24 protein-coding genes are annotated in these 23052 nt (G+C 72.3%); 9 read left to right on the top strand and 15 right to left on the bottom strand.

Annotated elements, in window-relative coordinates; all coding sequences use genetic code 11:
* Window positions 1-144 precede the first annotated feature (144 nt).
* From mshC to ACFYYW_RS31545, 5 genes are read right to left on the bottom strand one after another with little or no spacing between them, the layout of a single operon-like run.
* Window positions 145-1362, bottom strand: a complete 1218-nt coding sequence (gene mshC, locus ACFYYW_RS31525; protein ID WP_364392907.1) for a cysteine--1-D-myo-inosityl 2-amino-2-deoxy-alpha-D-glucopyranoside ligase — start codon at window positions 1360-1362, stop codon at window positions 145-147.
* Window positions 1359-2015: an NRDE family protein gene (locus ACFYYW_RS31530; RefSeq protein WP_352327875.1), complete on the bottom strand. Its 657-nt coding sequence runs from the start codon at window positions 2013-2015 to the stop codon at window positions 1359-1361. The genes mshC and ACFYYW_RS31530 overlap by 4 nt, the downstream gene beginning before the upstream one ends.
* A gap of 31 nt (window positions 2016-2046) precedes the next feature.
* On the bottom strand, window positions 2047-2811 hold the full coding sequence (locus ACFYYW_RS31535) for an SCO1664 family protein (RefSeq protein ID WP_352327876.1): 765 nt from the start codon (window positions 2809-2811) through the stop codon (window positions 2047-2049).
* Complete coding sequence (locus ACFYYW_RS31540) at window positions 2808-3356, bottom strand: DUF3090 domain-containing protein (RefSeq protein ID WP_352363409.1); 549 nt, start codon at window positions 3354-3356, stop codon at window positions 2808-2810. The genes ACFYYW_RS31535 and ACFYYW_RS31540 overlap by 4 nt, the downstream gene beginning before the upstream one ends.
* A gap of 9 nt (window positions 3357-3365) precedes the next feature.
* Window positions 3366-4052 carry a histidine phosphatase family protein gene (locus ACFYYW_RS31545; protein ID WP_352327878.1) on the bottom strand — a complete coding sequence of 229 codons (687 nt, stop codon included), beginning with the start codon at window positions 4050-4052 and terminating at the stop codon, window positions 3366-3368.
* 146 nt (window positions 4053-4198) lie between these two features.
* Between ACFYYW_RS31545 and ACFYYW_RS31550 the strand changes: the two genes are divergently transcribed.
* Together ACFYYW_RS31550 and ACFYYW_RS31555 are read left to right on the top strand one after the other, a co-directional pair.
* Complete coding sequence (locus ACFYYW_RS31550; protein WP_352327879.1) at window positions 4199-5146, top strand: aldo/keto reductase; 948 nt, start codon at window positions 4199-4201, stop codon at window positions 5144-5146.
* Window positions 5147-5273: 127 nt separating this feature from the next.
* The gene (locus ACFYYW_RS31555) at window positions 5274-6167 is read left to right on the top strand and encodes a hypothetical protein (protein ID WP_387654015.1); all 894 of its coding nucleotides are present in this window, start codon (window positions 5274-5276) and stop codon (window positions 6165-6167) included.
* A 7-nt stretch (window positions 6168-6174) separates the two neighbouring features.
* Here ACFYYW_RS31555 and fabI read toward each other — a convergent pair whose 3' ends face one another.
* Together fabI and ACFYYW_RS31565 are read right to left on the bottom strand one after the other, a co-directional pair.
* Window positions 6175-6939 (bottom strand): enoyl-ACP reductase FabI, encoded by a 765-nt coding sequence (gene fabI / locus ACFYYW_RS31560; RefSeq protein ID WP_352327881.1) that lies wholly within the window; start codon window positions 6937-6939, stop codon window positions 6175-6177.
* A gap of 1 nt (window position 6940) precedes the next feature.
* Window positions 6941-7636, bottom strand: coding sequence for a beta-ketoacyl-ACP reductase (locus ACFYYW_RS31565; protein WP_352327882.1), 696 nt, complete (start codon window positions 7634-7636; stop codon window positions 6941-6943).
* A gap of 77 nt (window positions 7637-7713) precedes the next feature.
* Here ACFYYW_RS31565 and ACFYYW_RS31570 point away from each other — a divergent pair, with 77 nt between their 5' ends.
* Together ACFYYW_RS31570 and ACFYYW_RS31575 are read left to right on the top strand one after the other, a co-directional pair.
* On the top strand, window positions 7714-9207 hold the full coding sequence (locus tag ACFYYW_RS31570) for a TldD/PmbA family protein (RefSeq protein WP_352327883.1): 1494 nt from the start codon (window positions 7714-7716) through the stop codon (window positions 9205-9207).
* Between the two features lie 14 nt (window positions 9208-9221).
* Window positions 9222-10580, top strand: coding sequence for a metallopeptidase TldD-related protein (locus ACFYYW_RS31575; RefSeq protein WP_352327884.1), 1359 nt, complete (start codon window positions 9222-9224; stop codon window positions 10578-10580).
* Window positions 10581-10777: 197 nt separating this feature from the next.
* On the opposite strand, the gene ACFYYW_RS31580 is transcribed toward ACFYYW_RS31575, so the two are convergent.
* Entirely contained in the window at window positions 10778-10990 is a 213-nt protein-coding gene (locus ACFYYW_RS31580; protein ID WP_125642491.1) for a dodecin, read from the bottom strand.
* A 99-nt stretch (window positions 10991-11089) separates the two neighbouring features.
* On the opposite strand from ACFYYW_RS31580, the gene ACFYYW_RS31585 reads away from it, so the two are divergent.
* Window positions 11090-11404, top strand: coding sequence for a DUF3099 domain-containing protein (locus ACFYYW_RS31585; protein ID WP_352331545.1), 315 nt, complete (start codon window positions 11090-11092; stop codon window positions 11402-11404).
* A 314-nt stretch (window positions 11405-11718) separates the two neighbouring features.
* On the opposite strand, the gene ACFYYW_RS31590 is transcribed toward ACFYYW_RS31585, so the two are convergent.
* The 3 genes from ACFYYW_RS31590 to ACFYYW_RS31600 all read right to left on the bottom strand — a co-directional run bounded on the left by ACFYYW_RS31590 (window position 11719) and on the right by ACFYYW_RS31600 (window position 14020).
* Complete coding sequence (locus ACFYYW_RS31590) at window positions 11719-12537, bottom strand: NTP transferase domain-containing protein (RefSeq protein ID WP_387654020.1); 819 nt, start codon at window positions 12535-12537, stop codon at window positions 11719-11721.
* A gap of 1 nt (window position 12538) precedes the next feature.
* On the bottom strand, window positions 12539-13528 hold the full coding sequence (gene moaA, locus ACFYYW_RS31595; RefSeq protein WP_352330876.1) for a GTP 3',8-cyclase MoaA: 990 nt from the start codon (window positions 13526-13528) through the stop codon (window positions 12539-12541).
* A gap of 126 nt (window positions 13529-13654) precedes the next feature.
* Window positions 13655-14020, bottom strand: coding sequence for a helix-turn-helix domain-containing protein (locus tag ACFYYW_RS31600; protein WP_352330878.1), 366 nt, complete (start codon window positions 14018-14020; stop codon window positions 13655-13657).
* Between the two features lie 111 nt (window positions 14021-14131).
* Here ACFYYW_RS31600 and ACFYYW_RS31605 point away from each other — a divergent pair, with 111 nt between their 5' ends.
* Window positions 14132-14785 (top strand): NAD(P)H-binding protein, encoded by a 654-nt coding sequence (locus ACFYYW_RS31605; RefSeq protein WP_352330880.1) that lies wholly within the window; start codon window positions 14132-14134, stop codon window positions 14783-14785.
* A gap of 157 nt (window positions 14786-14942) precedes the next feature.
* Here ACFYYW_RS31605 and ACFYYW_RS31610 read toward each other — a convergent pair whose 3' ends face one another.
* The 3 genes from ACFYYW_RS31610 to ACFYYW_RS31620 form a co-directional block, all read right to left on the bottom strand.
* Complete coding sequence (locus tag ACFYYW_RS31610) at window positions 14943-15437, bottom strand: hypothetical protein (protein ID WP_387654024.1); 495 nt, start codon at window positions 15435-15437, stop codon at window positions 14943-14945.
* Between the two features lie 153 nt (window positions 15438-15590).
* Window positions 15591-16691 (bottom strand): hypothetical protein, encoded by a 1101-nt coding sequence (locus ACFYYW_RS31615; protein ID WP_387654026.1) that lies wholly within the window; start codon window positions 16689-16691, stop codon window positions 15591-15593.
* A gap of 89 nt (window positions 16692-16780) precedes the next feature.
* The gene (locus ACFYYW_RS31620) at window positions 16781-18625 is read right to left on the bottom strand and encodes an AMP-dependent synthetase/ligase (protein WP_387654029.1); all 1845 of its coding nucleotides are present in this window, start codon (window positions 18623-18625) and stop codon (window positions 16781-16783) included.
* 148 nt (window positions 18626-18773) lie between these two features.
* Here ACFYYW_RS31620 and ACFYYW_RS31625 point away from each other — a divergent pair, with 148 nt between their 5' ends.
* Both ACFYYW_RS31625 and ACFYYW_RS31630 read left to right on the top strand, forming a co-directional pair.
* Window positions 18774-20264 (top strand): peptide MFS transporter, encoded by a 1491-nt coding sequence (locus tag ACFYYW_RS31625; RefSeq protein WP_387654032.1) that lies wholly within the window; start codon window positions 18774-18776, stop codon window positions 20262-20264.
* A gap of 11 nt (window positions 20265-20275) precedes the next feature.
* On the top strand, window positions 20276-20890 hold the full coding sequence (locus tag ACFYYW_RS31630; RefSeq protein WP_352327323.1) for a trimeric intracellular cation channel family protein: 615 nt from the start codon (window positions 20276-20278) through the stop codon (window positions 20888-20890).
* 49 nt (window positions 20891-20939) lie between these two features.
* On the opposite strand, the gene ACFYYW_RS31635 is transcribed toward ACFYYW_RS31630, so the two are convergent.
* Entirely contained in the window at window positions 20940-22346 is a 1407-nt protein-coding gene (locus tag ACFYYW_RS31635; protein ID WP_387654035.1) for a PLP-dependent aminotransferase family protein, read from the bottom strand.
* 87 nt (window positions 22347-22433) lie between these two features.
* Here ACFYYW_RS31635 and ACFYYW_RS31640 point away from each other — a divergent pair, with 87 nt between their 5' ends.
* Window positions 22434-23036: a hypothetical protein gene (locus ACFYYW_RS31640; protein WP_352327321.1), complete on the top strand. Its 603-nt coding sequence runs from the start codon at window positions 22434-22436 to the stop codon at window positions 23034-23036.
* The last annotated feature ends 16 nt before the right edge of the window (window positions 23037-23052 follow it).

Here is a 23052-nt window from a genome sequence, read left to right on the forward strand (position 1 = left end):
GCCGGTGCGCGCGGCCCGGCGTGAGCGGGCGGCGGTCGTACGGAAGGCGGTCGTACGGAAGGCGGTCGTGCAGAAGGCGGTCGTGCAGAAGGCGGTCGTGCGGAAGGCGGTCGTGCGGAAGGCGGTCGTACGGAGAGCGGTTCGTCAGAGGGCGATGCCGAGCAGGGCGTCGGTCAGGTCCTTGACCAGGCCGGGCTGCTGCGGCCCGCCCTCGGCCAGCGCCCGCTCGGCCCAGGCGTCGATCGCGGCCAGCGCGCCCGGCGAGTCGAGGTCGTCGGCCATCCGCTCGCGGACCGTGGCCAGCAGTTCCTCCGCGCGCGGCGCGCCCTGCAGGGCGACGGCCGAGCGCCACAGCGCGAGCCGGCGCTCGGCGGCGGCGAGCTGGCCGGGCGTGTACTCCCAGTCCTCCCGGTAGTGGTGGGCCAGCAGGACGAGCCGCACGGCCATCGGGTCGTGCTGCTGCCGCAGCCGGCTGACGAACACCAGGTTGCCCCTGGACTTCGACATCTTCTCGCCGTCGAGCGCCACCATGCCCGCGTGCGTGTAGAACTTGGCGAACGGCCACTCCCCCGTGGCCGCGTGCCCCTCGGAGGCGCCGCACTCGTGGTGCGGGAAGATCAGGTCGGAGCCGCCGCCCGCCACGTCGTAGCCGGGGCCGAGGTTGCGCAGCGCGATCGCGGTGCACTCGATGTGCCAGCCGGGACGCCCCCGGCCCAGGCTGCTCTCCCAGGCCGGCTCGCCGGGCCGCTCGGCCCGCCACAGCAGCCAGTCGAGCGGGTGCCGCTTGCCCGGCCGGTCGGGGTCGCCGCCGCGCTCGGCGGACAGGGCCAGCATCTCGGCCTCGTCGTAGCCGGACACCTGGCCGAACTTGGGGGCGTCGGCCACCTTGAAGTAGACGTCGCCGTCGAGGTCGTAGGTGCAGCCCTTGGCGGCCAGCTCGGTGATCAGGTCGGCGACGTGGCCCACGACCTCGGTGACGCCGACGTACTCGCGCGGCGGCAGGATGCGCAGGGCCTCCATGTCGGTGCGGAACAGCTCGATCTCGCGCTCGGCCAGTTCCTGCCAGTCGATGCCGGTCTGGGCGGCCCGTTCCAGCAGCGGGTCGTCCACGTCGGTGGCGTTCTGGGTGTAGTGGACCTCGTGCCCGGCGTCCCGCCACATCCGGCCCACCAGGTCGAAGGCGTGGTAGGTGTTGGCGTGGCCGAGGTGGGTGGCGTCGTAGGGGGTGATGCCGCAGACGTACATCCGGGCGGTGGGGCCGGGATCGGTCTGCCGCACCTGCCTCGTCGTCGTGTCGTAGAGACGCAGCGGAATGCTCTCACCTGGGAGCTTGGGGATGTTCTGGGCAGACCACGATCTCATGCCTTTGAGCCTATCCGTGCCGTAAGGTCCGTGAACTCGTAGGCGGTGTCGTCCTGGCCCAGGGTGACCCGCATCACCGACAGCGAGGCGTAGACGCGGCCGTCGGGCAGGGTGTTGCGCACCAGGAGGGCGTCCGGCCGGTCGGAGTGCGCGCCGGTGATCAGCTCGGCCCAGTCGGGCGCGCTCGCGAAGCGCGGCAGGTGGGCCCGTACGCGGCCGGCGTCCGGGTCGAGGCCGGTGTTGACGACCATGCTGGTGCCCTCGGGCAGGGCGGAGGCGGTGAGGCGGTCGCCGTCCCAGCTGAACAGCCGCACCTGGGACAGGTCGGCGAGCACGAGGTGGAAGGGGTCGTAGCGGGTCAGGTCGACGTCCGGGACGCCGCCCGTGGACACCGCGAGCAGGGCCAGGTCGCCGCGGGAGACCCGGGTGGTCTCGGGGGCCTGCCTGCCGTGGCCGTTGAGGAGGGCGGCGGCGCGGCAGGCGGACGGGGAGACGGCCATCCAGGTGCCGCCGCCCTTGAGGTCACGGCCGCCGATCACCCCGGGATGCTCGGGCCAGTGCTCCCCGGGCGCCTCCCAGGGGCGGTCGGTGAGCTCGTCCCGCACGCCCATGAGGGTCAGCGGCTCCCCGGTTCTCACGATCAGCGTGCACATGCGGCAAAGGGTATAAAACCCGCACCAGTTCTCAGATGGGGGGCCAGGGAACGGCCGGCCACCCTTCCGACGGGTACGGATGCACGCCGGTGTCCAGCAGCCGCCTGACCCGCCGCCAGGTGGCCTCCACCTCGGCCAGCGTGAGCAGCTCGCGCAGCCGCCGCCCCAGCGAGCCCGACTCCAGGTCGCGCTCCAGCTTGGCCAGCACCGCCACCGCCTCCCGCGCCAGCGGCTTGCCCCGCCACTGCCACAGCACGGTCCGCAGTTTGTCCTCGACCGAGAAGCAGACGCCGTGGTCGACGCCGTAGACGTGTCCGGTCGGCAGCGGCAGCAGGTGACCGCCCTTGCGGTCGGCGTTGTTGACCACCGCGTCGAACACCGCCATCCGGCGCACCACCGGGTTGCGGCTCTTGACCAGCCGCATCAGGTCGATCTCGCGCTCGGTGTCGATCCACAGCTGGCACATGCCGGGCCCGAACGGGCCCTCGCGGTAGACGGTCGGCGGCACGATGCGCCATCCGGTCGCCTGGGAGACCTCGTAGGCGGCCACCTCACGGGCGGCGAGGGTGCCGTCGGGGAAGTCCCACAGGGGGCGCTCGCCGCGCACGGGCTTGTAGACGCAGGCGGCGCTGCGGCCGCCCAGCTTGATCGAGCAGTAGAGGGTCATGTTGGTGGCCTCGACCAGGCGGCCGGCCACCTCCAGGCGCCCGTCGCGCAGCAGCGTGAGCGCCTCCTCCTCCTGCATGATCGGCCCCTGTGGTGGCTTGACGGCCGGTTCGCTCTCAGGAGCGGTCATGAAGCCGCCTCACCCCCGCGGTAGCCGTTGAGTCGGACGCAGACATGGCCTTCGGCGTCGAGCGGCTGCCCGCACAGGGGACAGGGAGGCCGGCCCGCCGCCACGATCTGGAGCGCCCTGCGGGTGAAGGCCCGTGCGGCGCCGGCGCTGATCCGCACCCGCAGCACGGCGGGGTCGGGGCCGTCGAGGTCCTCCTCGTCGATGACCTCCTGGGCCTCGATCACCACCTGGGACTTGTCGTCGTCCCAGGCCAGCGCCATGGTGCCGACCCGGAAGTCCTCCGCGACCGGCACGTCGAGGGGGGCGTCGTCGGCCAGGTCGGCCGGAGCCAGCGCGGGCACGTGCGCGGTGCCTCCGCTCAGCCGCAGAACCTCGTCGAGCAGCTCGTCGAGCCTGCCCGCGAGCGCAGCCACCTGCAGCTTCTCCAGCGCCACGGTGGTCAGTCTGCCCTCGGCCCTGGCCTGCAGAAAAAAGACCCGCGCGCCCGGCTGCCCCAGGGCGCCGGCGACGAACCTCTCCGGTGGGTCGTAGTCGAAGACCGGCATAGCCTGACCTTACGTGGTCCCGGGTCCACCGCCGACGGCGGCATCGCTCCCGGTGATGTTTTCTCCCCCGTCTTTCTCCTCCGAATCCTCGGGCAACCGCAATTCCCCCATATCGTTAATCCTGAGAACAAAGGGACGCAAGGGGGCATAGCGAATCACGGTGAGGGCCGCAGGATCGGCTGTTATCCGCTGAAAATGATCGAGGTGCAGCCCCAGAGCGTCCGCCACGATCGCCTTGATGACGTCTCCGTGGGTGCACGCCAGGTAGACACCCTTCAACCCGAGGCGTCGATTCCACTCCCGGACCGCGGCGACCGCCCGATGTTGCATATCGGCCAGCGACTCCCCTTCCGGAAATGTCACCGCACTGGGATGCGCCTGCACGGTCTGCCAGAGCGGCTCCTGCGCGAGCTCCTTGAGCGGGCGGCCCGTCCAGGTGCCGTAACCGCACTCGATCAGCCGCTCGTCGACGAGCACGTCCGCCCCGCGGCCCTTGGCGACGGCCTCGGCGGTCTCCCGGCAGCGTTCGAGCGGGCTGGAGACGACGGCGTCGAGCCGGACCCCGGCAATGCGGCCGGCCAGCGCCTCGGCCTGCGCCCGCCCGGCCTCGCTCAGGTGCACCCCTGGGGTGCGCCCGGCCAGCACCGGCCCGGTGAGGTCGGTCAGCCCGTGGCGGGCCAGCAGAAGGGTGGTCACACCAGCAAGTGTCGCAGGCGCGGATCACCATGTTTCACGCACCTGCGAGAAAACTTCGCATCCACCCGCCGCCACGCTCCTCACCAGGCAGGACATTGGAGCGGCGGACTGGCGGGCGGGCCCGTTCTTGGTAACCTGGCGGGATCATGGAGCAGCGCTATGTCGGCCGCAGCGGCCTGTCGGTGTCCCGGCTGGGGCTCGGCACGATGACCTGGGGCCGTGACACCGACCCGGAGGAGGCGGCCGCCCAGCTCCGTTCGTTCCTCGACGCGGGCGGCACCCTCGTCGACACCGCCGACGTCTACACCGGCGGCGACTCCGAGCGGCTGCTCGGCCGCATGCTGCGCGACTCCGTGCCGCGCTCGGAACTGGTGATCTCCACCAAGGCCGTGGTCACCCCGACCGGCCGCCGGCCGCGCGACGCCTCCAGGCGCCACCTGATCGCCGCCGTCGACGAGTCGCTCAACCGGCTCGGCCTCGACTACGTCGACCTGTGGCAGCTGCACACCTACGACGCCGAGGTGCCGCTGGAGGAGACCCTGGCCGCCCTCGACGCGATCGTCTCCTCCGGCCGGGCCGTCTACGCCGGCGTGTGCGATTACGCGGGCTGGCAGCTCGCCGCCGCCGCGGTCACCCAGAAGTCGGTCCCCGGCCGCATCCCGATCACCTCGGCCCAGGTCGAGTACTCGTTGCTGGCCCGCGAGCCCGAGCGCGAGCTGCTGCCCGCCGCCGCCCACCTCGACGTCGGCGTGCTGGCCTGGTCGCCGCTCGGCCGGGGGGTGCTGACCGGCAAGTACCGCACCGGCATCCCGGCCGACTCCCGCGCCGCGACGCCGCACTTCGCCGACTTCGTCCGGCCCTATCTCGACGAGCGCGGCCGCAGCGTGGTCGAGTCGGTCACCACCGCCGCCGACGGGCTCGGCGTCTCGCCGCTGGCGGTGGCGCTGTCGTGGGTCCGCGACCAGCCGGGGGTGGCCTCGGCGATCGTCGGCGCCCGCACCCACACGCAGCTCAAAGGGATACTGTCGGCCGAGGACGTCGTGCTCCCGATCGAGATCCGGGAGGCGCTCGATGACGTGTCCTCGCTCGACTGACGACGAACGAGAGCGCAACTCGCGTATCACTAGTCGATACCGAATCGCAACTTTACCGGGAAAAAGCCTGCGTCTGACGGGCCTTGTCCATAAGGATTTCCTCCTGAAGCGATACAGGAGGGGACGGATGGGGAGCAGGACCGCGATCTCGGCCGGAGTGCTCGCGGTGGCGCTGGGGGCGATCCCGGTGGGGGCGCCGGCCGCTTCCGCCGCCGTCCAGGGCTGCCCGGGCGAGGGGGGCCTGCTCTCGGGGGTCACCGACACGCTGTGCGACGTCGTCGGCGCGCTCACGGGCACGGTCGACGACGTGACCGGCGGCAAGGCCGACCCGGTGACCAAGGGCGTCGACAAGGCCACCGGCGAGGTGCTCGGCACCGTCGGCGACGCCGTGCCGACCGGCAGGCCCGGCAAACCGTCCCGATCGGACCGCCCCTCCCCCAGCCCCAGCCACCCCGACCTGGTGCCCGAGACGCTGAAGGACGTGTGCCTGCCGGTGCTGGCCTGCGGCGACCAGGGCGTGCTCCGGTCGCTGACACCCCGATCCACCCCGACGGCCTCGACCGGGATCGAGACCGACACCGAGACCGGGCCGGAGACCGAGGCCGGGCACCGCCGGGGCGACCGGCCGCGCGAGCGCGAGACCGACGAGGCCACCGCGCCGCTGCCGACCCAGCCGCCCACGCCGCCCTCCGCGCAGCCGCAGCCCACGCCGTACACGCTGGACGACGAGCGGCCGGTCACCGCCGAGGAGCCGACCGCCGATCCCGACGACTCGCGGGTGGAGCTGCTGTGGCCCAACCCGTTCGGGCGCGAGCTGGCCGTGCCGCTGCGCGACCAGCGGGTGGTGCGGCCCAGCCCGCCGGCTCACGACGTGCTGGGCACCGTGCTGACGATCGTGCTGCTGGGGTCGGCGGTGCTGGCCACCCGGATCGTGCAGCAGCGGCGGCACCGGGCCGAGCCGAGCGAGTCGATCCCGTTCGAGCCGGCCCCGGCGGGCAGCGGCAGGCACCGCCTGGCGTGAGGCGCGCTCAGCCGCCGATGGCGTGCGCGCCGCCGTCGACGTGCACGATCTCGCCGGTGGTGGCGGGGAACCAGTCGGACATGAGCGCCACGCACGCCTTGGCGGCCGGGACGGTGTCGGTGAGGTCCCAGCCCAGCGGCGAGCGCTCGGGCCAGCTCTCCTCGAACTCCTTGAAGCCCGGGATCGACTTGGCGGCCATCGTGCGCAGCGGCCCCGCCGAGACCAGGTTGACCCGGATGTTGTGCTTGCCCAGGTCGCGGGCGAGGTAGCGGCTGCACGACTCGAGGCCGGCCTTGGCCACGCCCATCCAGTCGTAGACCGGCCAGGCCTTGGAGGCGTCGAAGTCGAGGCCGACGACCGCGCCGCCCTCCTTCATCAGCGGCAGGCAGGCCACGGCCAGCGACTTGAACGAGTACGTGGAGACCTGCAGGGCGGTGGCGACGTCCTCCCACGGCGTGTTGAGGAAGTTGCCGCCGAGGGCGCTCTGCGGCGCGAACCCGATGGAGTGCACGACGCCGTCGAGCCCGTCGACGTGCTCGCCCACGCGGGCGGCCAGCGTGTCGAGCTGGTCGGTGTCCTGGACGTCGAGCTCCAGCACCGGCGGGGTCTGGGGCAGCCGCTTGGCGATGCGCTCGACCAGGCTCAGCCGGCCGAACCCGGTGAGCACCACCGTGGCGCCCTCCTCCTGGGCCAGCTTGGCCACCGAGAAGGCGATGGAGGCGTCGGTGAGCACGCCGGTCACGAGGATCCGCTTGCCTTCGAGAATTCCCACGTCAGTGCCCCATTCCGAGTCCGCCGTCGACCGGGATCACGGCCCCGGTGATGTACGAGGCGTCGTCGCCGGCCAGGAAGCGGACGACGCGCGCGATCTCCGCGGGGGCGGCCTGCCGCCCGAGCGGGATGTTCTTGACGATGGCCTCCTGGTCGAGGCCGGCCGTCATGTCGGTGGCCACGAAGCCGGGCGCGACCACGTTGACGGTGATGTTGCGCGAGCCGTACTCGCGGGCCAGGGAGCGGGCGAAGCCGACCAGGCCGGCCTTGGAGGCGGCGTAGTTGGCCTGGCCCGCCTGACCGGACAGGCCGACCACGGAGGAGATCAGGATGATGCGGCCGCGCTTCATCTTCATCATGGGCCTGATGGCGCGCTTGGCCACGCGGTAGGCCCCGGTCAGGTTGGCGTCGATGACGTCGGTGAAGGTCTCCTCCTTCATCATCGCCAGCAGGGTGTCCTGGGTGATGCCCGCGTTGGAGACGAGGACCTCGACCGGCCCCTGCTCGGCCTCGACCTTGTCGAAGGCGGCCTCGACCTCGGCCGTGCTGGTGACGTCGCAGCGGACGCCGAACAGACCCTCCGGCGGCTCCCCCGATCGGTAGGTGACCGCGACGGCGTCGCCGGCCGCGGCGAGTTCACGGGCGATCGCGAGGCCGATGCCGCGATTGCCTCCGGTGACGAGTACAGAGCGTGCCATGGCATCTGACGCTATCTCTTACTTGCGGGTATCCGCTTGTCCGGGTGGTACAAGATCACAGGGTTAGGATCGTGGACATGCGCCAGATCGATCCCGACTTCCTGGAACTGCCGCTGCGGCAGCTCGCGGACGCGGCCCTGCAACGCGCCCGCGACCTCGGCGCCGAGCACGCCGACTTCCGGCTCGAACGCGTCAGGGCCGAGACGCTGCGCCTGTACGACGCCCGCCTCGAAGGCGCCCTCGACGCCGACGACCTCGGTTACGCGGTCCGTGTCGTCAAGGGTGGCACATGGGGGTTCGCGGCCGGCATCCACCTGACCCCGCAGGCCGCCGCGGCCGTGGCCGAGCAGGCGGTGCGGGTGGCCGAGGTGAGCGCGCCGGTCAACCGGGAGCCCATCGAGCTGGCGCCCGAGCCGGTGCACGCCGACGCGGTGTGGGTCTCCGACTACGACGTCGACCCGTTCGAGGTGCCCTCCGCCGACAAGGTGGGGCTGCTGGCCGACTGGTCGGCCGGGCTGCTCAAGGGCGCCGACCACGTCTCGGCGCGGCTGTTGCAGGTCAAGGAGCAGAAGTTCTACGCCGACACCGCGGGCACCGTGACCACGCAGCAGCGCGTGCGGGTGCATCCGTCGCTCAACGCGATGAAGGCGCACGAGGGCGGCTTCGACGACATGTCCACCATCGCGCCGCCGGTCGGCCGCGGCTACGAGTACCTGACCGGCACGGGCTGGGACTGGCCGGCCGAGCTGGGCCGGCTGCCCGAGCTGCTGGCCGAGAAGCTGGCCGCGCCCTCGGTAGAGGCGGGCGACTACGACCTGGTGATCGACCCGTCCAACCTGTGGCTGACGATCCACGAGTCGATCGGCCACGCCACCGAGCTCGACCGCGCGCTGGGCTACGAGGCCGCCTATGCCGGCACCAGCTTCGCCACCTTCGACCAGCTCGGCGAGCTGGTCTACGGCTCGCCGCTGATGAACGTCACCGGCGACCGCACGGTCACCCACGGCCTGGCCACGGTCGGCTACGACGACGAGGGCGTGCGCGGGCAGAGCTTCGACATCGTCAAGGACGGCGTGCTGGTGGGCTACCAGCTCGACCGGCGGATGGCGCTGATGAAGGGGTTCGGGCGCTCCAACGGGTGCGCCTTCGCCGACTCCCCCGGCCACATGCCGATCCAGCGCATGGCGAACGTGTCGCTGGCCGCCGCGCCCGGCGGGCCCTCCACCGAGGAGCTGATCGCGGGCGTGGAGCGCGGCCTGTACATCGTGGGCGACAAGAGCTGGTCGATCGACATGCAGCGCTACAACTTCCAGTTCACCGGGCAGCGGGCGTACCGGATCTCGCACGGAAAGCTGGCCGGGCAGGTCAGAGACTTCGCCTACCAGGCCACCACGACCGATTTCTGGCAGTCGATGGACGGCGTCGGCGGGCCGGGCACGTACGTGCTGGGCGGCGCCTTCAACTGCGGCAAGGGCCAGCCGGGGCAGGTCGCGCCGGTCAGCCACGGATGCCCGTCGGCGCTGTTCAGGGGCGTGCGCGTGCTCAACACGGTGCAGGAGGGCGGCAAGTGACTACTCCGCAGGAGATGGTGGAGAGGGCTCTGGAGCTCTCCGCGAACGACGGCTGCGTGGTGCTGGTGGACGAGGGCTCCACGGCCAACCTGCGCTTCGCGGGCAACACGCTGACCACCAACGGCGTGGCCCGGTCGTCCCGGCTGACCGTGATCTCGGTGGCTGGGCAGGGCGTGGGCGTGGTCTCGCGCTCGGCCGTGCGCGCCGACCAGCTGCCCGACGTGGTCGCGGCGGCCGACCGGGCGGCCCGCGAGGCCCGGCCGGCCGAGGACGCCCGCCCGCTGGTCGAGGGCGGCCCGGCCGCCCCTGGCTGGGACGACGAGGTGCGGCCGACCGACATCGGGGTGTTCGAGCGGTTCGCGCCCGCGCTGGGCGAGGCGTTCTCGGCCGCCGAGTCCGGCGACAGGAAGCTCTACGGCTTCGCCGAGCACTCCCTCACCTCGACCTTCCTCGGCACCTCCACCGGCGTGCGGCTGCGGCACGACCAGCCGACCGGCCGCCTGGAGCTCAACGCCAAGTCCGGCGACCTGAAGCGGTCGGCCTGGACCGGCGTGTTCACCGAGGACTTCGCCGACGTCGACGTGGCCGCGCTCGACGCCTCGCTGGCCCAGCGCCTGGAGTGGGCCAAGAACCGGGTCGACCTGCCCGCGGGCCGCTACGAGACGCTGCTGCCGCCGAGCGCGGTGGCCGACCTGATGATCTACCTGTACTGGTCGGCGGGCGCCAGGGACGCGCTCGACGGCCGTTCGGTGTTCTCCGGGCCGGGCGGCGGCACGCGGGTGGGCGAGCAGCTCGCCACGCTGCCGATCACGCTGTCCAGCGATCCGCGGGCCGCGGGCATCTCGTGCGCGCCGTTCGTCACCGCGCACGCCTCCAGCCGCGACGCCTCGGTGTTCGACAACGGCCTGCCGCTGGGCCCGACCGACTGGATCCGGGACGGCCGGCTGGAGTCGCTGCTCCAGACCCGCTACTCGGCCGAGCTGAGCGGGCTGCCGGTGACGCCCGGCATCGACAACCTGGTCATGTCGGGCCCGGCGGAGGGCGCCCGTTCGCTGGAGGAGATGATCGCTTCGACGCGGCGCGGGCTGCTCGTCACCTGCCTGTGGTACATCCGGGCGGTCGATCCGCAGACGCTGCTGGTCACGGGCCTCACCCGCGACGGCGTCTACCTGGTGGAGCACGGCGAGGTCGTGGGCGAGGTGAACAACTTCCGGTTCAACGAGAGCCCGGTCGACCTGCTCGGGCGCGTCACGGAGGTGGGGGCGGCCGAGCGCACGCTGCCCCGCGAGTGGAACGACTACTTCCAGCGCACGGTGATGCCGCCGGTGCGGGTGCCGGACTTCAACATGTCGACGGTCAGCCAGGCGAGCTGACCCTCGCCCGCATCACGGCCGTCCATCACGGCCGTCCATCACGGCCGTACGCGCCCGCCGTCCCGCGAATCGAGCGGGGCGGCGGGCGTCGTCGTGCCGGCGGCCGTCCGTGAGGCTCCCAGCGGGCCGGAGGGCGGGCCGGGGCCGGGACGGGTGTCAGCGGGCCGGGGCGCCGGCCCCGGGCCGTCCGGGGACGGTCAGGAGTCCTCCAGGCGGAAGCCCACCTTCATGCCCACCTGGTAGTGCGCGATCTCGCCGCCGTCGAGGTGGCCGCGGATCTCGGTGACCTCGAACCAGTCCAGGTGGCGCAGGGTCTGCGAGGCCCGCTGGAGGCCGTTGCGGATGGCCTGGTCAAGGCTCTCCCCCGACGTGCCGACTATCTCAGTGACCCGATACGTTCGATCCGTCATCTCCCCATCCTCCTTACTCGAAGGCCATGATCGCATGACCCTCCTCATCGCCCGGCCGCGCCGTCGCGCCCTGCCCGTACGAGGTCTACCGTGGAAGGTATGAAGGGGTGGCGCAAGAAGCCGGACGTCCACCAGGTCACCGACGCCAGACCCTCGCTGACGGCCGACATCCGCAAGCGTGAGGTCGCCTACCTGATCAAGATGGGCATCCGGACGATCTGCCTGATCCTGGCGGTCGTGGTGCCGGTGCCGTGGCCCTACCGGCTGCTGTTCATCGCCGGGGCAGTGTTTTTGCCATACATTGCCGTAATCGGGGCCAATGAGCGCAGCGAGGGCGCGCCACCGCCCGACTTTCAGTCCCCCGAGGCTAACCAAACCGAGATACCGCTGCATCGACGCGAGATCGGGTCGTGACTAAGTCTTGACGCATCCCATGGGTTGTAGGTGTACGCTTTAGGCAAGCGCTCCGGTCCCCCGTCGGAGTGCTGGTGCCGGCGTTCCGGGCCCCCGTCGGAACGCCGATGAAGCGACGCCGGGTGGTTTGCCCCCGTAACCACCCGGCGTCGCCCTTTTCCTGGCCAGCCCTTTGCATTGGACGATCAGTCCCCCGTGCCGGCCGGAGTCCGATAGGACCGCTTTCCCGAAATCGTTTACACCGGCCTCCTCCTCGCAATTCACAGGAAATCTGGAGGAAGCGGTCGGCTTGACTTCAAGAGTTCGTTCGAGTGTCAGCCGTCAGTCAGCGTCTCGGTGGTCGCCTGCTCCCAGTTCTTCGCCAATGTGATCAGTCTGGCGACGGCGTCCTCGGGGGCGCTTCCCGCGCCCTGGGCCAGCCCGAGCAGGTAGGCGGTGAGCGGCGCGGCGGGCCTGGCCACCCCGTGGGCGACCTCCTTGGTCAGGTCGAGGACCAGGTCGCGGTCCACACGGGCGGGGTCGACGCCCAGCTCCTTGCACACCAGCGCCGTCCACTCGGCGAGTACGTTCATGCGAGCCTCCTTCAGGTCGTCCATCGTGTCGCAGTCGAACCACGGCCGGCCCGGCGAGGCCAGCCGCGTTCCGGTCAGGGGGCCCAGCAGGCCCTTGAGGGAACGCCCGGCGTAGGCGGCGAGCGCCGCCCGCAGCTCCGCAACCGGCCAGGCGCCGACGAGCCACTGCTCGCGGCCGTCGTCGTCGACCATGACCGCCCCCGCGCCGGGACGGGCCGCCGCCAGCAGCTCCCGCACGTGCGCGGCCGTCAGGAACGGCAGGTCGCCGGCGAGCAGCACCAGCCACGGCGCGTCGACCTCGCGCAGCCCGGCGGCCAGCGCGGGGACGGGCCCGCCGCCCGGCGGGTCCTCCCGGGTGAACACGACCCCGGGCAGCTCCCGGCGCGGCCCGACGACGACCGTGCGGCGCGCGCCGGACGCCGCCGCGACCACCCGCTCGACCAGCGGACGCCCGCCGACGGCCAGGCCGGGCTTGTCCGCGCCGCCCAGCCGGCGGGCCGCTCCCCCGGCCAGGACGACCGCGTCGAAGAAGTCGAGGGGGTCGAGGGGGTCGAGGGGCACGTCAGCCGCCGATGGCCGACATCGGCCTGGACGGCTGGAGGAAGGACGGGTCGTCGATGCCGTGCCCGGCGCGCTTGCGGGCGACCGCGGCGACCCAGCGGGCGGCCAGGTCGTCGTCGGAGGCGCCGGCGCGCATGGCGGTCTTGAGGTCGGACTCCTCGGTGGCGAACAGGCAGTTGCGCACCTGGCCGTCGGCGGTGAGCCGGACGCGGTCGCAGGCGCCGCAGAACGGGCGCGTCACCGAGCCGATCACGCCGACCCGGGCCGGGCCGCCGTCGACCAGGAACCGCTCGGCCGGGGCGCTGCCGCGCTGCTCCGTGTCGTCGGGCGTCAGGTCGAAGGCGGCCGAGAGGCGTTCGAGGATCTCGTCGGCGGTGATCATGCCTTCGCGGGTCCAGCCGTGCTGGGCGTCGAGCGGCATCTGCTCGATGAAGCGCAGCTCGTAGCCGCGCTCCAGGCAGAAGCGCAGCAGCGGCACGGCCTCGTGGTCGTTGACGCCGCGCATGAGCACCGCGTTGACCTTGACCGGGCGCAGGCCCGCCGCGTCGGCGGCGGCCATCCCGGCGATGACGTCGGCGTGCCGGTCGCGGTGGGCGAGCCGCTTGAACGTGGCCGGGTCGAGCGTGTCGAGGGAGACGTTGACCCGGTCGAGGCCGGCCTTCGCCAGCGGCTCGGCCAGGCGGGCCAGGCCGATGCCGTTGGTGGTCAGCAGCACCTGAGGACGCGGGCCGAGGGCGGTGGTGCGGGCGACGATGTCGACCAGCTCGCGCCGCAGCAGCGGCTCGCCGCCCGTGTAGCGCACCTCGGTGATGCCCAGCCGCTCGACGCCGACGCGCACCAGCCGGACGATCTCGTCGGCCGTCAGCAACTGGGCGTTGGGCAGCCAGTCGAGCCCTTCGGGCGGCATGCAGTACGTGCAGCGCAGATTGCACTTGTCCGTGAGGGACACCCGCAGATCCGTGGCCACCCGTCCGAACGAGTCTCGCAACATGGGGCGTCACCTCCTGTCCGTTTCGCCAGAGAGCCAGACTACGACGGGTGTCGCGCGGCGCTCAAAACCGCCCGCCCGTCCCTGGCGGGCAACGCGCCGCGCCGGTGATCGATTCCGCGGGGGCCGTCAGGGGTGGGCGGCGTGCCAGGACTCGCGGGCGTCGATGAGCTCCGACAGGTGCCGCCTGGACCACTCGCAGCCGGCCGCCATGGGCGCGAGCAGGCTGCGGCCGAGGGGGGTCAGCGCGTACTCGACGCGGGGCGGGATCTCGGGGTAGGCCGTGCGGGTGAGCAGGCCGTCGCGTTCCATGGCGCGCAGGGACGCGGTGAGGACCTTCGGGGTGATGCCGCGCAGCGGGACCTGCAGCTCGGTGAAGCGTCTCGGGCCCTGCTCCAGACAACGGATGATCTTGGCGGTCCACTTGTCGCCGACGCGGACGGGGGCGACGTGGGTACAGGCGGCGAACATGTCGGGGTCAAGGGGTTCGGCCATGGCGTCCATGCTAGGCGGCGCAGGCTCACTATCGTTGCGGGAAGTGACCGTCGGGCGTCTACCGTCTGCCGGGCGGCCGGGTGTGCCGGCCGCTGGACGGAATGGTGGACGATGAGCAGGATCGTGGTTTTCGGCGGCGGCGGACGGACCGGCGCGCGGGTGGTCGGGCAGGCGTTGGAGCGCGGGCACGAGGTGACGGCCGTGGTCCGCGACCCGGCCCGGTACGCGGGGCCGTCCGGCGACGGCGTGCGCGTGGTCGCCGGTGACGTGACCGACCGGGAGAGCGTGGCGGCGGTCGCGGCGGGGCACGACGTGGCGGTGCAGGCGAGCGTCCGGCTGGACGTGCCGTCCGCGGAGTTCTACACGGCGGCGGCGCGGGCGCTGACCGGCGGGCTGGCCGCGGCGGGCGTGCCCCGGCTGGTGGCGGTGGGCATCGGCACCCTGCTGGAGGTCGCGCCGGGCACGCGGCTGGTGGACACCCCCGGCTTCCCCGAGGACGCCCGGACGTTCTCCCTCGGGCACGCCGCCGAGCTGGAGGTGTTCCGCGAGGAGGGCGGGGCGCTGGACTGGGTGGTGATCGCGCCGCCGCCGGTGGTGCTGGACGACCGGGCGGAGCGCAGCGGACGGCACCGCTTCGGCGGGGACCAGGTCATGGCCGCCGAGGAGGGCGGGCCGGTGTTCTCCTACGCCGATCTGGCGGCGGCGGTGGTGGCCGAGATCGAGGACCCGCGGCACCACCGGGTTCAGGTCGCCGTGGGTTACTGAACCGGCGCCGTCAGGGCACGCGCCGCCCGCAGCTCCCCCTCAGCTCCCCGCCGCTCGGCGACGGCGGGCCCGGGAACCGCCCCGGACATGCCGGAAGCCCGGCCGCGAGGCCGGGCTTCCGCCTGGTGTCGCCAGTGGCGGCTTGCGCCTGGTGTCGCTAGTGGCGGCGGCCGCCGTAGACCTTCACCCAGTCCTTGCCCTCGGAGGGGGCCAGGTACCTGGAGCCCTCGAAGACGGCACGCCAGGTGCCCGAGGTGTAGGCCCGCTCGCTGGTGCGGAAGGAACCGTCCCGGTTCGTCCGCACCGACTCGACGTAGTCCCACTCGCCGCTGCCGTCGGCCTGGAAGAGGATCACGACCCGCTTCCACGCCAGACGGTGCCAGCGCTCGCTGTCCTTGCAGTAGTCGGCGTGGTGCACCGCGACGAACCCGCTGATGTAGTCCTCGTCGCAGGACACCGACAGCTTGCCCTGGATGTCGAGGGCCCTGCCGCGCCGCGCCGGCTCGGGGTTGACGTCGAGCTGGAGGCTCGTGCTCCCACCCGCGAAGTCGGGATCGGGGTCCGGGTCCGCCAGGGCGGGCGCGGCGGCCGTGGCCACCATCGTGGCGCCCAGGGCTGCCGCGGCCAGTCCGGCGGCTAGACGTCGCATCATCAAAAACAAATCCTTCCCCGTCTCGGACGCGCCCCAGGGACGGGACACGTCAACGCCTAATGACGCTGAAGGGTAAAGAAAAGTTGCGATACGACACATCACAATCGGATAACGACAAATACCCCGTCGACTTTTTGCGCGTGTTTTATTACGCTAACTGGCGATTTGTCGGGGTTTAGTGGTGTATGGCGCGTAATGGGGGTTTCCTGGGAAGTGCACGCGCCACAGGCCGCCCCTCCTGGGCGGCACGGTCTGCACGAAGGCCCCGGCCGCGTCGGTCGTCGTCTCGGCCACGTCCTCCCAGGCCGGCGAGCCTTCCCCACGCCACTGGAGGCGCAGCCGCTGTTTGGCGTACGGCCCGAAGTCGGTGAAGCCGCGCGGGTCGATCCTGGTCAGCGAGCCGCGCAGGCGCACACCCCCGGCGGACTTCGGCGACCTCTCCACCCGGACGGACGACAGCCTGGTCGCCCTCCTGAGCTCGAAGGAGGCGTATTCGGTGACCGTGGCGCCGTCGGCGTCCCTGGCGGTGGCGCTGATCGTCCAGGTGCCGGTCGGGTAGAAGCGGTTCAGCTTCTTGTCGGGCAGGAAACGCCAGGTCTGCCAGTCGGCCGCCATCCGGGCCGGCGGAACCGCCCCCTGGCGCCACACCAGCCGGGGCGGCGGCGTGCCGGTGGAGGGGGCCTTCTGCAGGTCGACCCCGGGCTCGGCGGCGACCGTCAGGGGCAGCGGCATCAGGGCCCGCAGCCCCTCGACCGGGCCGCCGGAAGCCGGGTTCGCGTACGCGCTCCCCGGCGTGGCGGCGGCCGGGCCGGCCGGCGACGCCGACGATCCGGACGGCCCCGCGGGCCCGGCCGACTCTGCGGACCCGGCTGGCTCTGCGGACCCGGCGGGCGCCGACGACGACTCGGGCCCCGCGGGCGAAGAGGACGACTCGGGCCAGGAAACGGCCGGAGGCTGGAGGCCGGGTTCGGCGGCGGGCGGGAGGTCGGAGGCGTCCTCCACCGGGGGCTTGGCCGACAGCAGCGGGCCGGGCGGGGCGCCGGGCTCGACCTTGACGGTGACGCCGTTCTTGCCGCGCGCGCCCCGCGCGATCACGTCGATCACCAGGCTCACCGAGTCGTGGGCCCCCACGACCGGGTTCGCGGGCCGTACGGTGATGGCGCGGATGGCGAGCTCGGTCGCGGCGGGATACGCAGGCACGGGCGCCGTGAGCGACCCCGCCGCGAGCGAGACGAGAAGGAGGCTTCTGGTCATGAGCGAGACGCTAGGAACCGCCCGGTCATGACCAGGACCGCGACACGCACCCCTTATGGCAAAGCCGACAGGGCCGCCGGGGCCGCGGGTCAGCGCGTCTCGCCGTAGAGGGACTCGATGACGTCGGCGTACTTGGCGTGGATGACGCGCCGCTTCAGCTTCAGGCTCGGCGTGAGCTCCTCGGTCTCGGCGGTCCACTCGGTGCCGAGCAGCGCCCACCGCTTGACCTGCTGCACCCTGGCCAGCCTGGCGTTGGCGGCCTCGACGGCGGCGGCGACCTCCTTGAGGACGTCGGGGTGCTCGGCCAGCTCGGCCAGGGAGGCGAAGGCGATGCCGCGGGCCTGCGCCCAGCCCGGCGCGGTCTCGCCGTCGAGGGTCAGGACGGCCACCGGGTGCGGCCGGTTGTCGCCGTAGGCCAGGGCCTGGCCGATGAGCAGGTGCTCCTTGAGGTGGTTCTCGATCTCGGCGGGCGAGACGTTCTCGCCGCCGGCGGTGATGATGAGCTCCTTCTTGCGATCGACGACGCGGTAGAAGCCGTCGTCGTCGACCGTGCCGATGTCGCCGGTGTGCAGCCAGCCGTCGTCGTCGAGCAGCTCGGCGGTGGCCTCGGGGCGGTTGAGGTAGCCGCCGGTGTTGAGCGGGCTGCGGGTGAGGATCTCGCCGTCCTCGGCGATGCGGACCTCGACGCCGGGCTCGGCCCTGCCGACGGTGCCCAGGCGGTAGCAGGTGGGGCTGTTGCCGGTGAAGGCGCCGGTGGTCTCGGTCATGCCGTAGACGTCGATGACCTTGAGGCCGAGGCCGGCGTAGAAGTGCTGGACCTCGGCGGGCAGGGGGGCGGCGCCGGTCGCGGTCCACTCGGCGCGGTCGAAGCCGATCATGCCGCGGACGACGGACAGCAGGGCCGCGTCGGCCTTGTCGTAGGCGGCCTGGATCTCGGGGGTGATCGTGCCGCCGTACTGGCCGGCCTCGACGTAGGCGGCGCCGGCCGCCATGGCCTCGCGTACGGCGGCCTGCTGCTCGGGCGGCTGGGTGGCGAGCACGGCCAGCAGCCGGGCCATCATCTTCTCCCACACGCGCGGCACGCCGAAGAACATCATCGGCCTGACCTGGCCGAGCGTGGCGCCGAGGTTGGCCAGGTCGGTGCAGAAGTGCACGTGCGAGATCTTGACCAGCGGGAGGTAGAGGCTGAGGATGCGCTCGGCGATGTGGGCGTAGGTGAGGTAGGAGATCTGGGTGCCGTGCGTCGGCAGCGAGGTGATGCGGTCGGTGGCGGCGGCCTCGTAGAAGACGTTGGTGTGGGTGAGCGGCACGCCCTTGGGCATGCCGGTGGTGCCCGAGGTGTAGAGCACGGTGACGACGTCGCCGGCGGCCACCTCGCGGGCGCGGGCCTCGACGGCGGCCTCGTCCTCGGCCAGGCGGGCGCGGCCCAGGTCGAGGAAGTCGGCCCAGGACAGGAACCGCTCGTCGTCGGGGGCGCCGTCGAGCATGATGATCCGGCGCAGGCCGTCGAGCCGGTCGAGCACCGGCTGCCAGCGGGCCAGCTCGGCGGGGCCGCCCAGCACGGCGAAGCGGGCGCCCACGTCGGCGGCCACGAACGCGATCTGGTCTGGCGCGAAGGTGGAGTAGACGGTGCAGCCCACGCCGCCGGCGTGCACCGCCCCGAGGTCGGCCAGCACGTGCTCGCTGCGGTTGACCATCATGATCGCGACGGACTCGCCGCGCTGCAGGCCGAGGGCGGCGAAGGCGGCCGCGATCTCCAGGATGCGCCGCCGCGCCTGGCCGTAGGTCAGCGTGGTCCAGCCGCCGGAGCCCTCGGGGTCGGAGTACGCGGGTGCGTCGGGGTGCTCGGCGGCGACCTGCCTGAGCTGTTCGCAGACGGTGCGACCGGCGATCTCCCGCTCGATGTCGGCCCGTACGTCGAGGACTTCGGCCATGGCACCCGCCTCCAGTCAGTAATCACTTGCACAGGTGGCATGCATCGCACCACACCCTCTGGGCAGCGGCAAGACCCCCGCGGGAAACAGTCGGCCCGGTCACGTAGAGTGATCGTTCAGGTGCCGTACGTGTCTCGGGGGGACGGGCATGAGCAAGGGCGGAAGGACCTTCTTCGGGCATCCGTGGGGGCTGGCGACCCTGTTCTCCACGGAGATGTGGGAACGCTTCAGCTGGTACGGCCTGCGGGCGATCCTGGCCACGTTCATGGCGGCCTCGCCCGCCCACAAGGGCCTCGGCATGTCGCAGGAGACCGCGCAGGCGGTGGTCGGCGTCTACGGGGCGCTGATCTACCTGGTGGCGCTGCCCGGCGGCTGGATCGCCGACCGCGTGCTCGGGGCGCGCAGGTCGGTGTTCTGGGGCGGGTTCGTCATCATGCTGGGCCACATCAGCATGGCGATCCCGGTGACGACGTCGTTCTTCGTCTGGCTGGGGCTGCTGCTCATCATCAGCGGCACGGGCCTGCTCAAGCCGAACATCTCGGTCATGGTCGGCCGCCTGTACGGCGAGGACGAGGACGGCCGCCGCGACGCCGGCTTCTCCCTGTTCTACCTGGGCATCAACCTGGGCGCCTTCTTCGCGCCGCTCGTCGTCGGCTGGCTGGCCGACGGCGACCGCTGGCACCTGGGCTTCAGCGCCGCCGCCGTCGGCATGGCCCTCGGCCTCCTGCAGTACGTCTGGGGCGGCCGGAACCTGCGCGGCGTCGGGGAGCGTCCCGGCGTGCGGCTGACGCCGCCCGAGCGCCGCCGGTTCGGCCGGGTGGCCGGGGCGGGCGTGGCGGTGACCGCGCTCGCGCTCGGCGCGTGGGCGGCCACGGGCACGCTCACCATCGACCGTCTGGCGCTGGCGATCACGATCGTCATCCTGATCGTGCCGGTGGTCTACTTCGCCTACATCCTGCTGGGCAGCCACAGCCTCACCGACGAGGAGCGCAGCCGGATGAAGGCCTACATCTGGCTGTTCGTGGCGGCGGCGATCTTCTGGATGATCTACGACCTGGCGCCGAGCAAGCTGCTGTTCTTCGCCGCCGACCACACCCGGCTGGAGCTGTTCGGAGTGCCGATCCAGGCGGCGACGACGCAGTCGTTCAACCCGCTGTTCATCATGATCTTCGTGCCGGTGTTCGCGGCGTTGTGGGTGAAGCTCGGGGTGCGGGTGAGCACGCCGCAGAAGTTCGGGTTCGCGCTGGTCATGGTGGGGCTGAGCTTCGTGGTGATGGCGATCGCCGCCGGGCTGGCGACCGGCGGGCGGGTGTCGGTGTGGTGGCTGGTGCTGGTCTACCTGATCCAGGTGTTCGGCGAGCTGTCGCTGAGCCCGGTCGGGCTGTCGGTGACGACGAAGCTGGCGCCGGAGGCGTTCAAGGGGCAGATGCTGGGGATCTGGTTCATCGCGGTGTCGGTGGGCGACGCGGTCGGCGGCCAGACGGGGCGGCTCACCCGTTACCTGTCCGACCCGATGTACTACCTGGTGCTGGCGATCATGGCGATCGCGGCCGGGGCGGCGCTGTTCCTGTTCACGCGGAAACTGCGGGTGCTCATGGCCGAGCACTACCATGCGGCGGCCATGCCGCCGATCCGGTAAAAACATCCAACGTGTCTGAAATTCTCGACCTTGTCGGTATTTTTGTCTTCGCACTGACCGGTGCGCTCATGGGTGTGCGCAAGCGGCTCGACGTGGTCGGGATGGGCGTCCTGGCCGAGATGACGGCGCTCGGCGGCGGCCTGGTCCGCGATCTCATTCTCAACGTGCGGCCGGCCGCCTTCCAGAGCCTGGGATACGTGCTGGTGCCGGTGGCCGCCACGGTGATCGTCTTCTTCTGGCATCCGCACGTGGCCCGGGTGATGCCGGTCATCATGGTGCTCGACGCGGCCGGCCTCGGCCTGTTCGCGGCCGTCGGCACCGAGAAGGCCCTGGAGTACGGACTCAGCCCGCTGCACGCCACCATCCTCGGCGTCACGACGGCCGTCGGCGGCGGCGTGATCCGCGACGTGCTGGCCGGCGAGATCCCCACGCTGCTGTACGACCGCCAGCTCTACGCGGTGCCCGCCCTGCTGGGCTCGGCCGTGATGGCGGGCCTGTCCACGGCCGGGATGCACGGCTGGCCGGCCACGCTCGCCGCCGCGCTGCTGGCCTTCGGCCTGCGCATCACCGCGATGCGCCGCAACTGGCGGGCCCCCCTGGCCAAGGGCGCCGAGGAGCACTCCTAGCCCCCACACCACGCGCGAGCAGCCCCCGCACCACGCGCGGGCGAGTCGCTCACACCATCGGCACGAGCGAGTCGGGGTGGCGGCGGGCGCCGGTGGGGCCCTGGGCACGGGCGCGGGCGATGCGGGCGACGGCGTCGGCCACGGTCTCGGGCGGCAGGGTGAACGGCAGCCGCAGGTAGCCCTCCAGCGTGCCTTCCAGGCCGAACCACGGCCCGGGGGCCAGGCGCACACCGTGGGAGAAGGCCGCGTCGGCGAGCGTGGTGGAGGTGTCGCCGTTGAGCCGCACCCACAGCGTGCCGCCGCCGCCGGGCAGCGTGTACGTCCACTCCGGCAGGTGCCGGGCCAGCGCGGCGGTCAGCGCGTCCCGCGAGGCGCGCAGGCCGCGCAGGCGTTCGGCCCGGGTCTGCGCCATCCGCTCGAACAGGCGGGCGGTGACCAGTTGCTCCATGACGGGGCTGGAGATGTCGACGACCGCGCGGTGCCGGGCCAGCCGGCGGGCCAGCGCGGCCGTGGTGCGGATCCAGCCGATGCGCAGGCCGCCCCACCACAACTTGGACGCCGACCCGATGCTGATCACCCGGCTGTCGGTGTCGAAGGCGGCCATCGGCGCGGTGCGCGGCACGTCGTCCAGGGCCAGCTCGCTCCAGGTCTCGTCGACCAGCAGGACGACGTCGTTGCGGCGGGCCGCGCCGGCGACGGCGGCGCGGGTGGCGTCGTCCATGAGGGCGCCGGTGGGGTTGTGGAAGTCGGGCATGAGGTAGGCCAGGCGGGCGGCCGACTGCCGCATCGTGGCGGCCATCAGGTCGGGCTGCCAGCCCTCGTGCGAGATGCCGAAGGGCACGATGCGGGCGCCGTACTGGCGGGCCACGTCGATGGCGTGCGGGTAGGTCGGCGACTCGACCATGACGGGGTCGCCGGGGCCGATCAGCAGCCCGGCCACGAGCTGGATGGCGTGCTGGGAGCCGGTGGTGACGACGATCTGGTCCGGCCGGGTGGCCAGGCCGCGCTCGGTGTAGCGGGCGGCGACGCGCTCGCGCAGGACCGGCAGGCCCATGGGGTCGTAGCCGTTGCCCATGCCGTACCTGGGCAGGTCGTCCAGGGCCTCGGCCATGGCCTCGCGCAACGCGGACGGCGCGGGCGGGGCGGCGCAGTGGAGCTGGATCAGGCCGTCGTCGCCGGTGGACAGCCAGGGGTTCTCGCGGGTGCTGGCCGGGTCGGGCAGGGTGGTCCAGCTTCCCGAGCCCTGCCTGCTGTCCAGGTAGCCGCGCTCGCGCAGCAGGTCGTAGGCGGAGGTGACGGTGGTGCGGCTGACGCCCAGGGTCTCGGCCAGGTGGCGCTCCGCGGGCATGCGCACGCGTACGGGGATCTGGCCGTCCATGATGAGCGCGCGCACGCCGTCGGCCAGGGCGCGGTAGTACGGGCGCGCGGCCGGATCGACGTCGACCAGCCTTGCCACCTGCACAGCCGACAAATGCCTCATAAGGCCACTTTCGCTGATTGGCCCTGTTTTGGCAACCAGGTGGCCTGCCACCATGAGGCCATCATGAGCGAAGCAACCGTCCCCCGCCTGAGTTCCCTCCCCTCCCGCCTCCTGCGCCTGTACGGCGGCCTGGCCCTGTACGGCGCCGGCATCGGGCTGCAGGTGGAGTCGGGCCTCGGCAACGACCCCTGGGACGTCTTCCACCAGGGCCTAGCCCTGCGGCTGGACGTGTCCATCGGCACCGTCATCATCGGCGTCGGCGCCCTGGTGATGCTGCTGTGGATCCCGCTGCGCCAGCGGCCCGGCCTGGGCACGATCAGCAACGTGGTGTTCCTCGGCCTGTTCGCCGACGCGGCGATCCTGCTGCTGCCCACGCCGTCCCACCTGGCCGTCCAGGCGCTGTACGTGGCGCTCGGCGTGGTCGCGATCGCGCTGGCCACCGTGCTCTACATCGGGGCGGGCCTGGGCCCGGGGCCGCGCGACGGCGTCATGACCGGACTGGTGCGGCTCGGGCTGTCCGTCCGGCTGGCCCGTTTCCTCATCGAGCTGACCGTGCTGGCCGTGGGCTGGCTGCTCGGCGGCAGCGTCGGCGTCGGGACGCTGGTCTTCGCCCTCGCCATCGGCCCGCTGACCCAGCTGTTCACCCGCTGGTTCCCCTTGTCGTGATCCCGCGCCGGGGCCG

This window comes from Nonomuraea sp. NPDC001831 (assembly GCF_042892035.1).
GTDB lineage: Bacteria > Actinomycetota > Actinomycetes > Streptosporangiales > Streptosporangiaceae > Nonomuraea.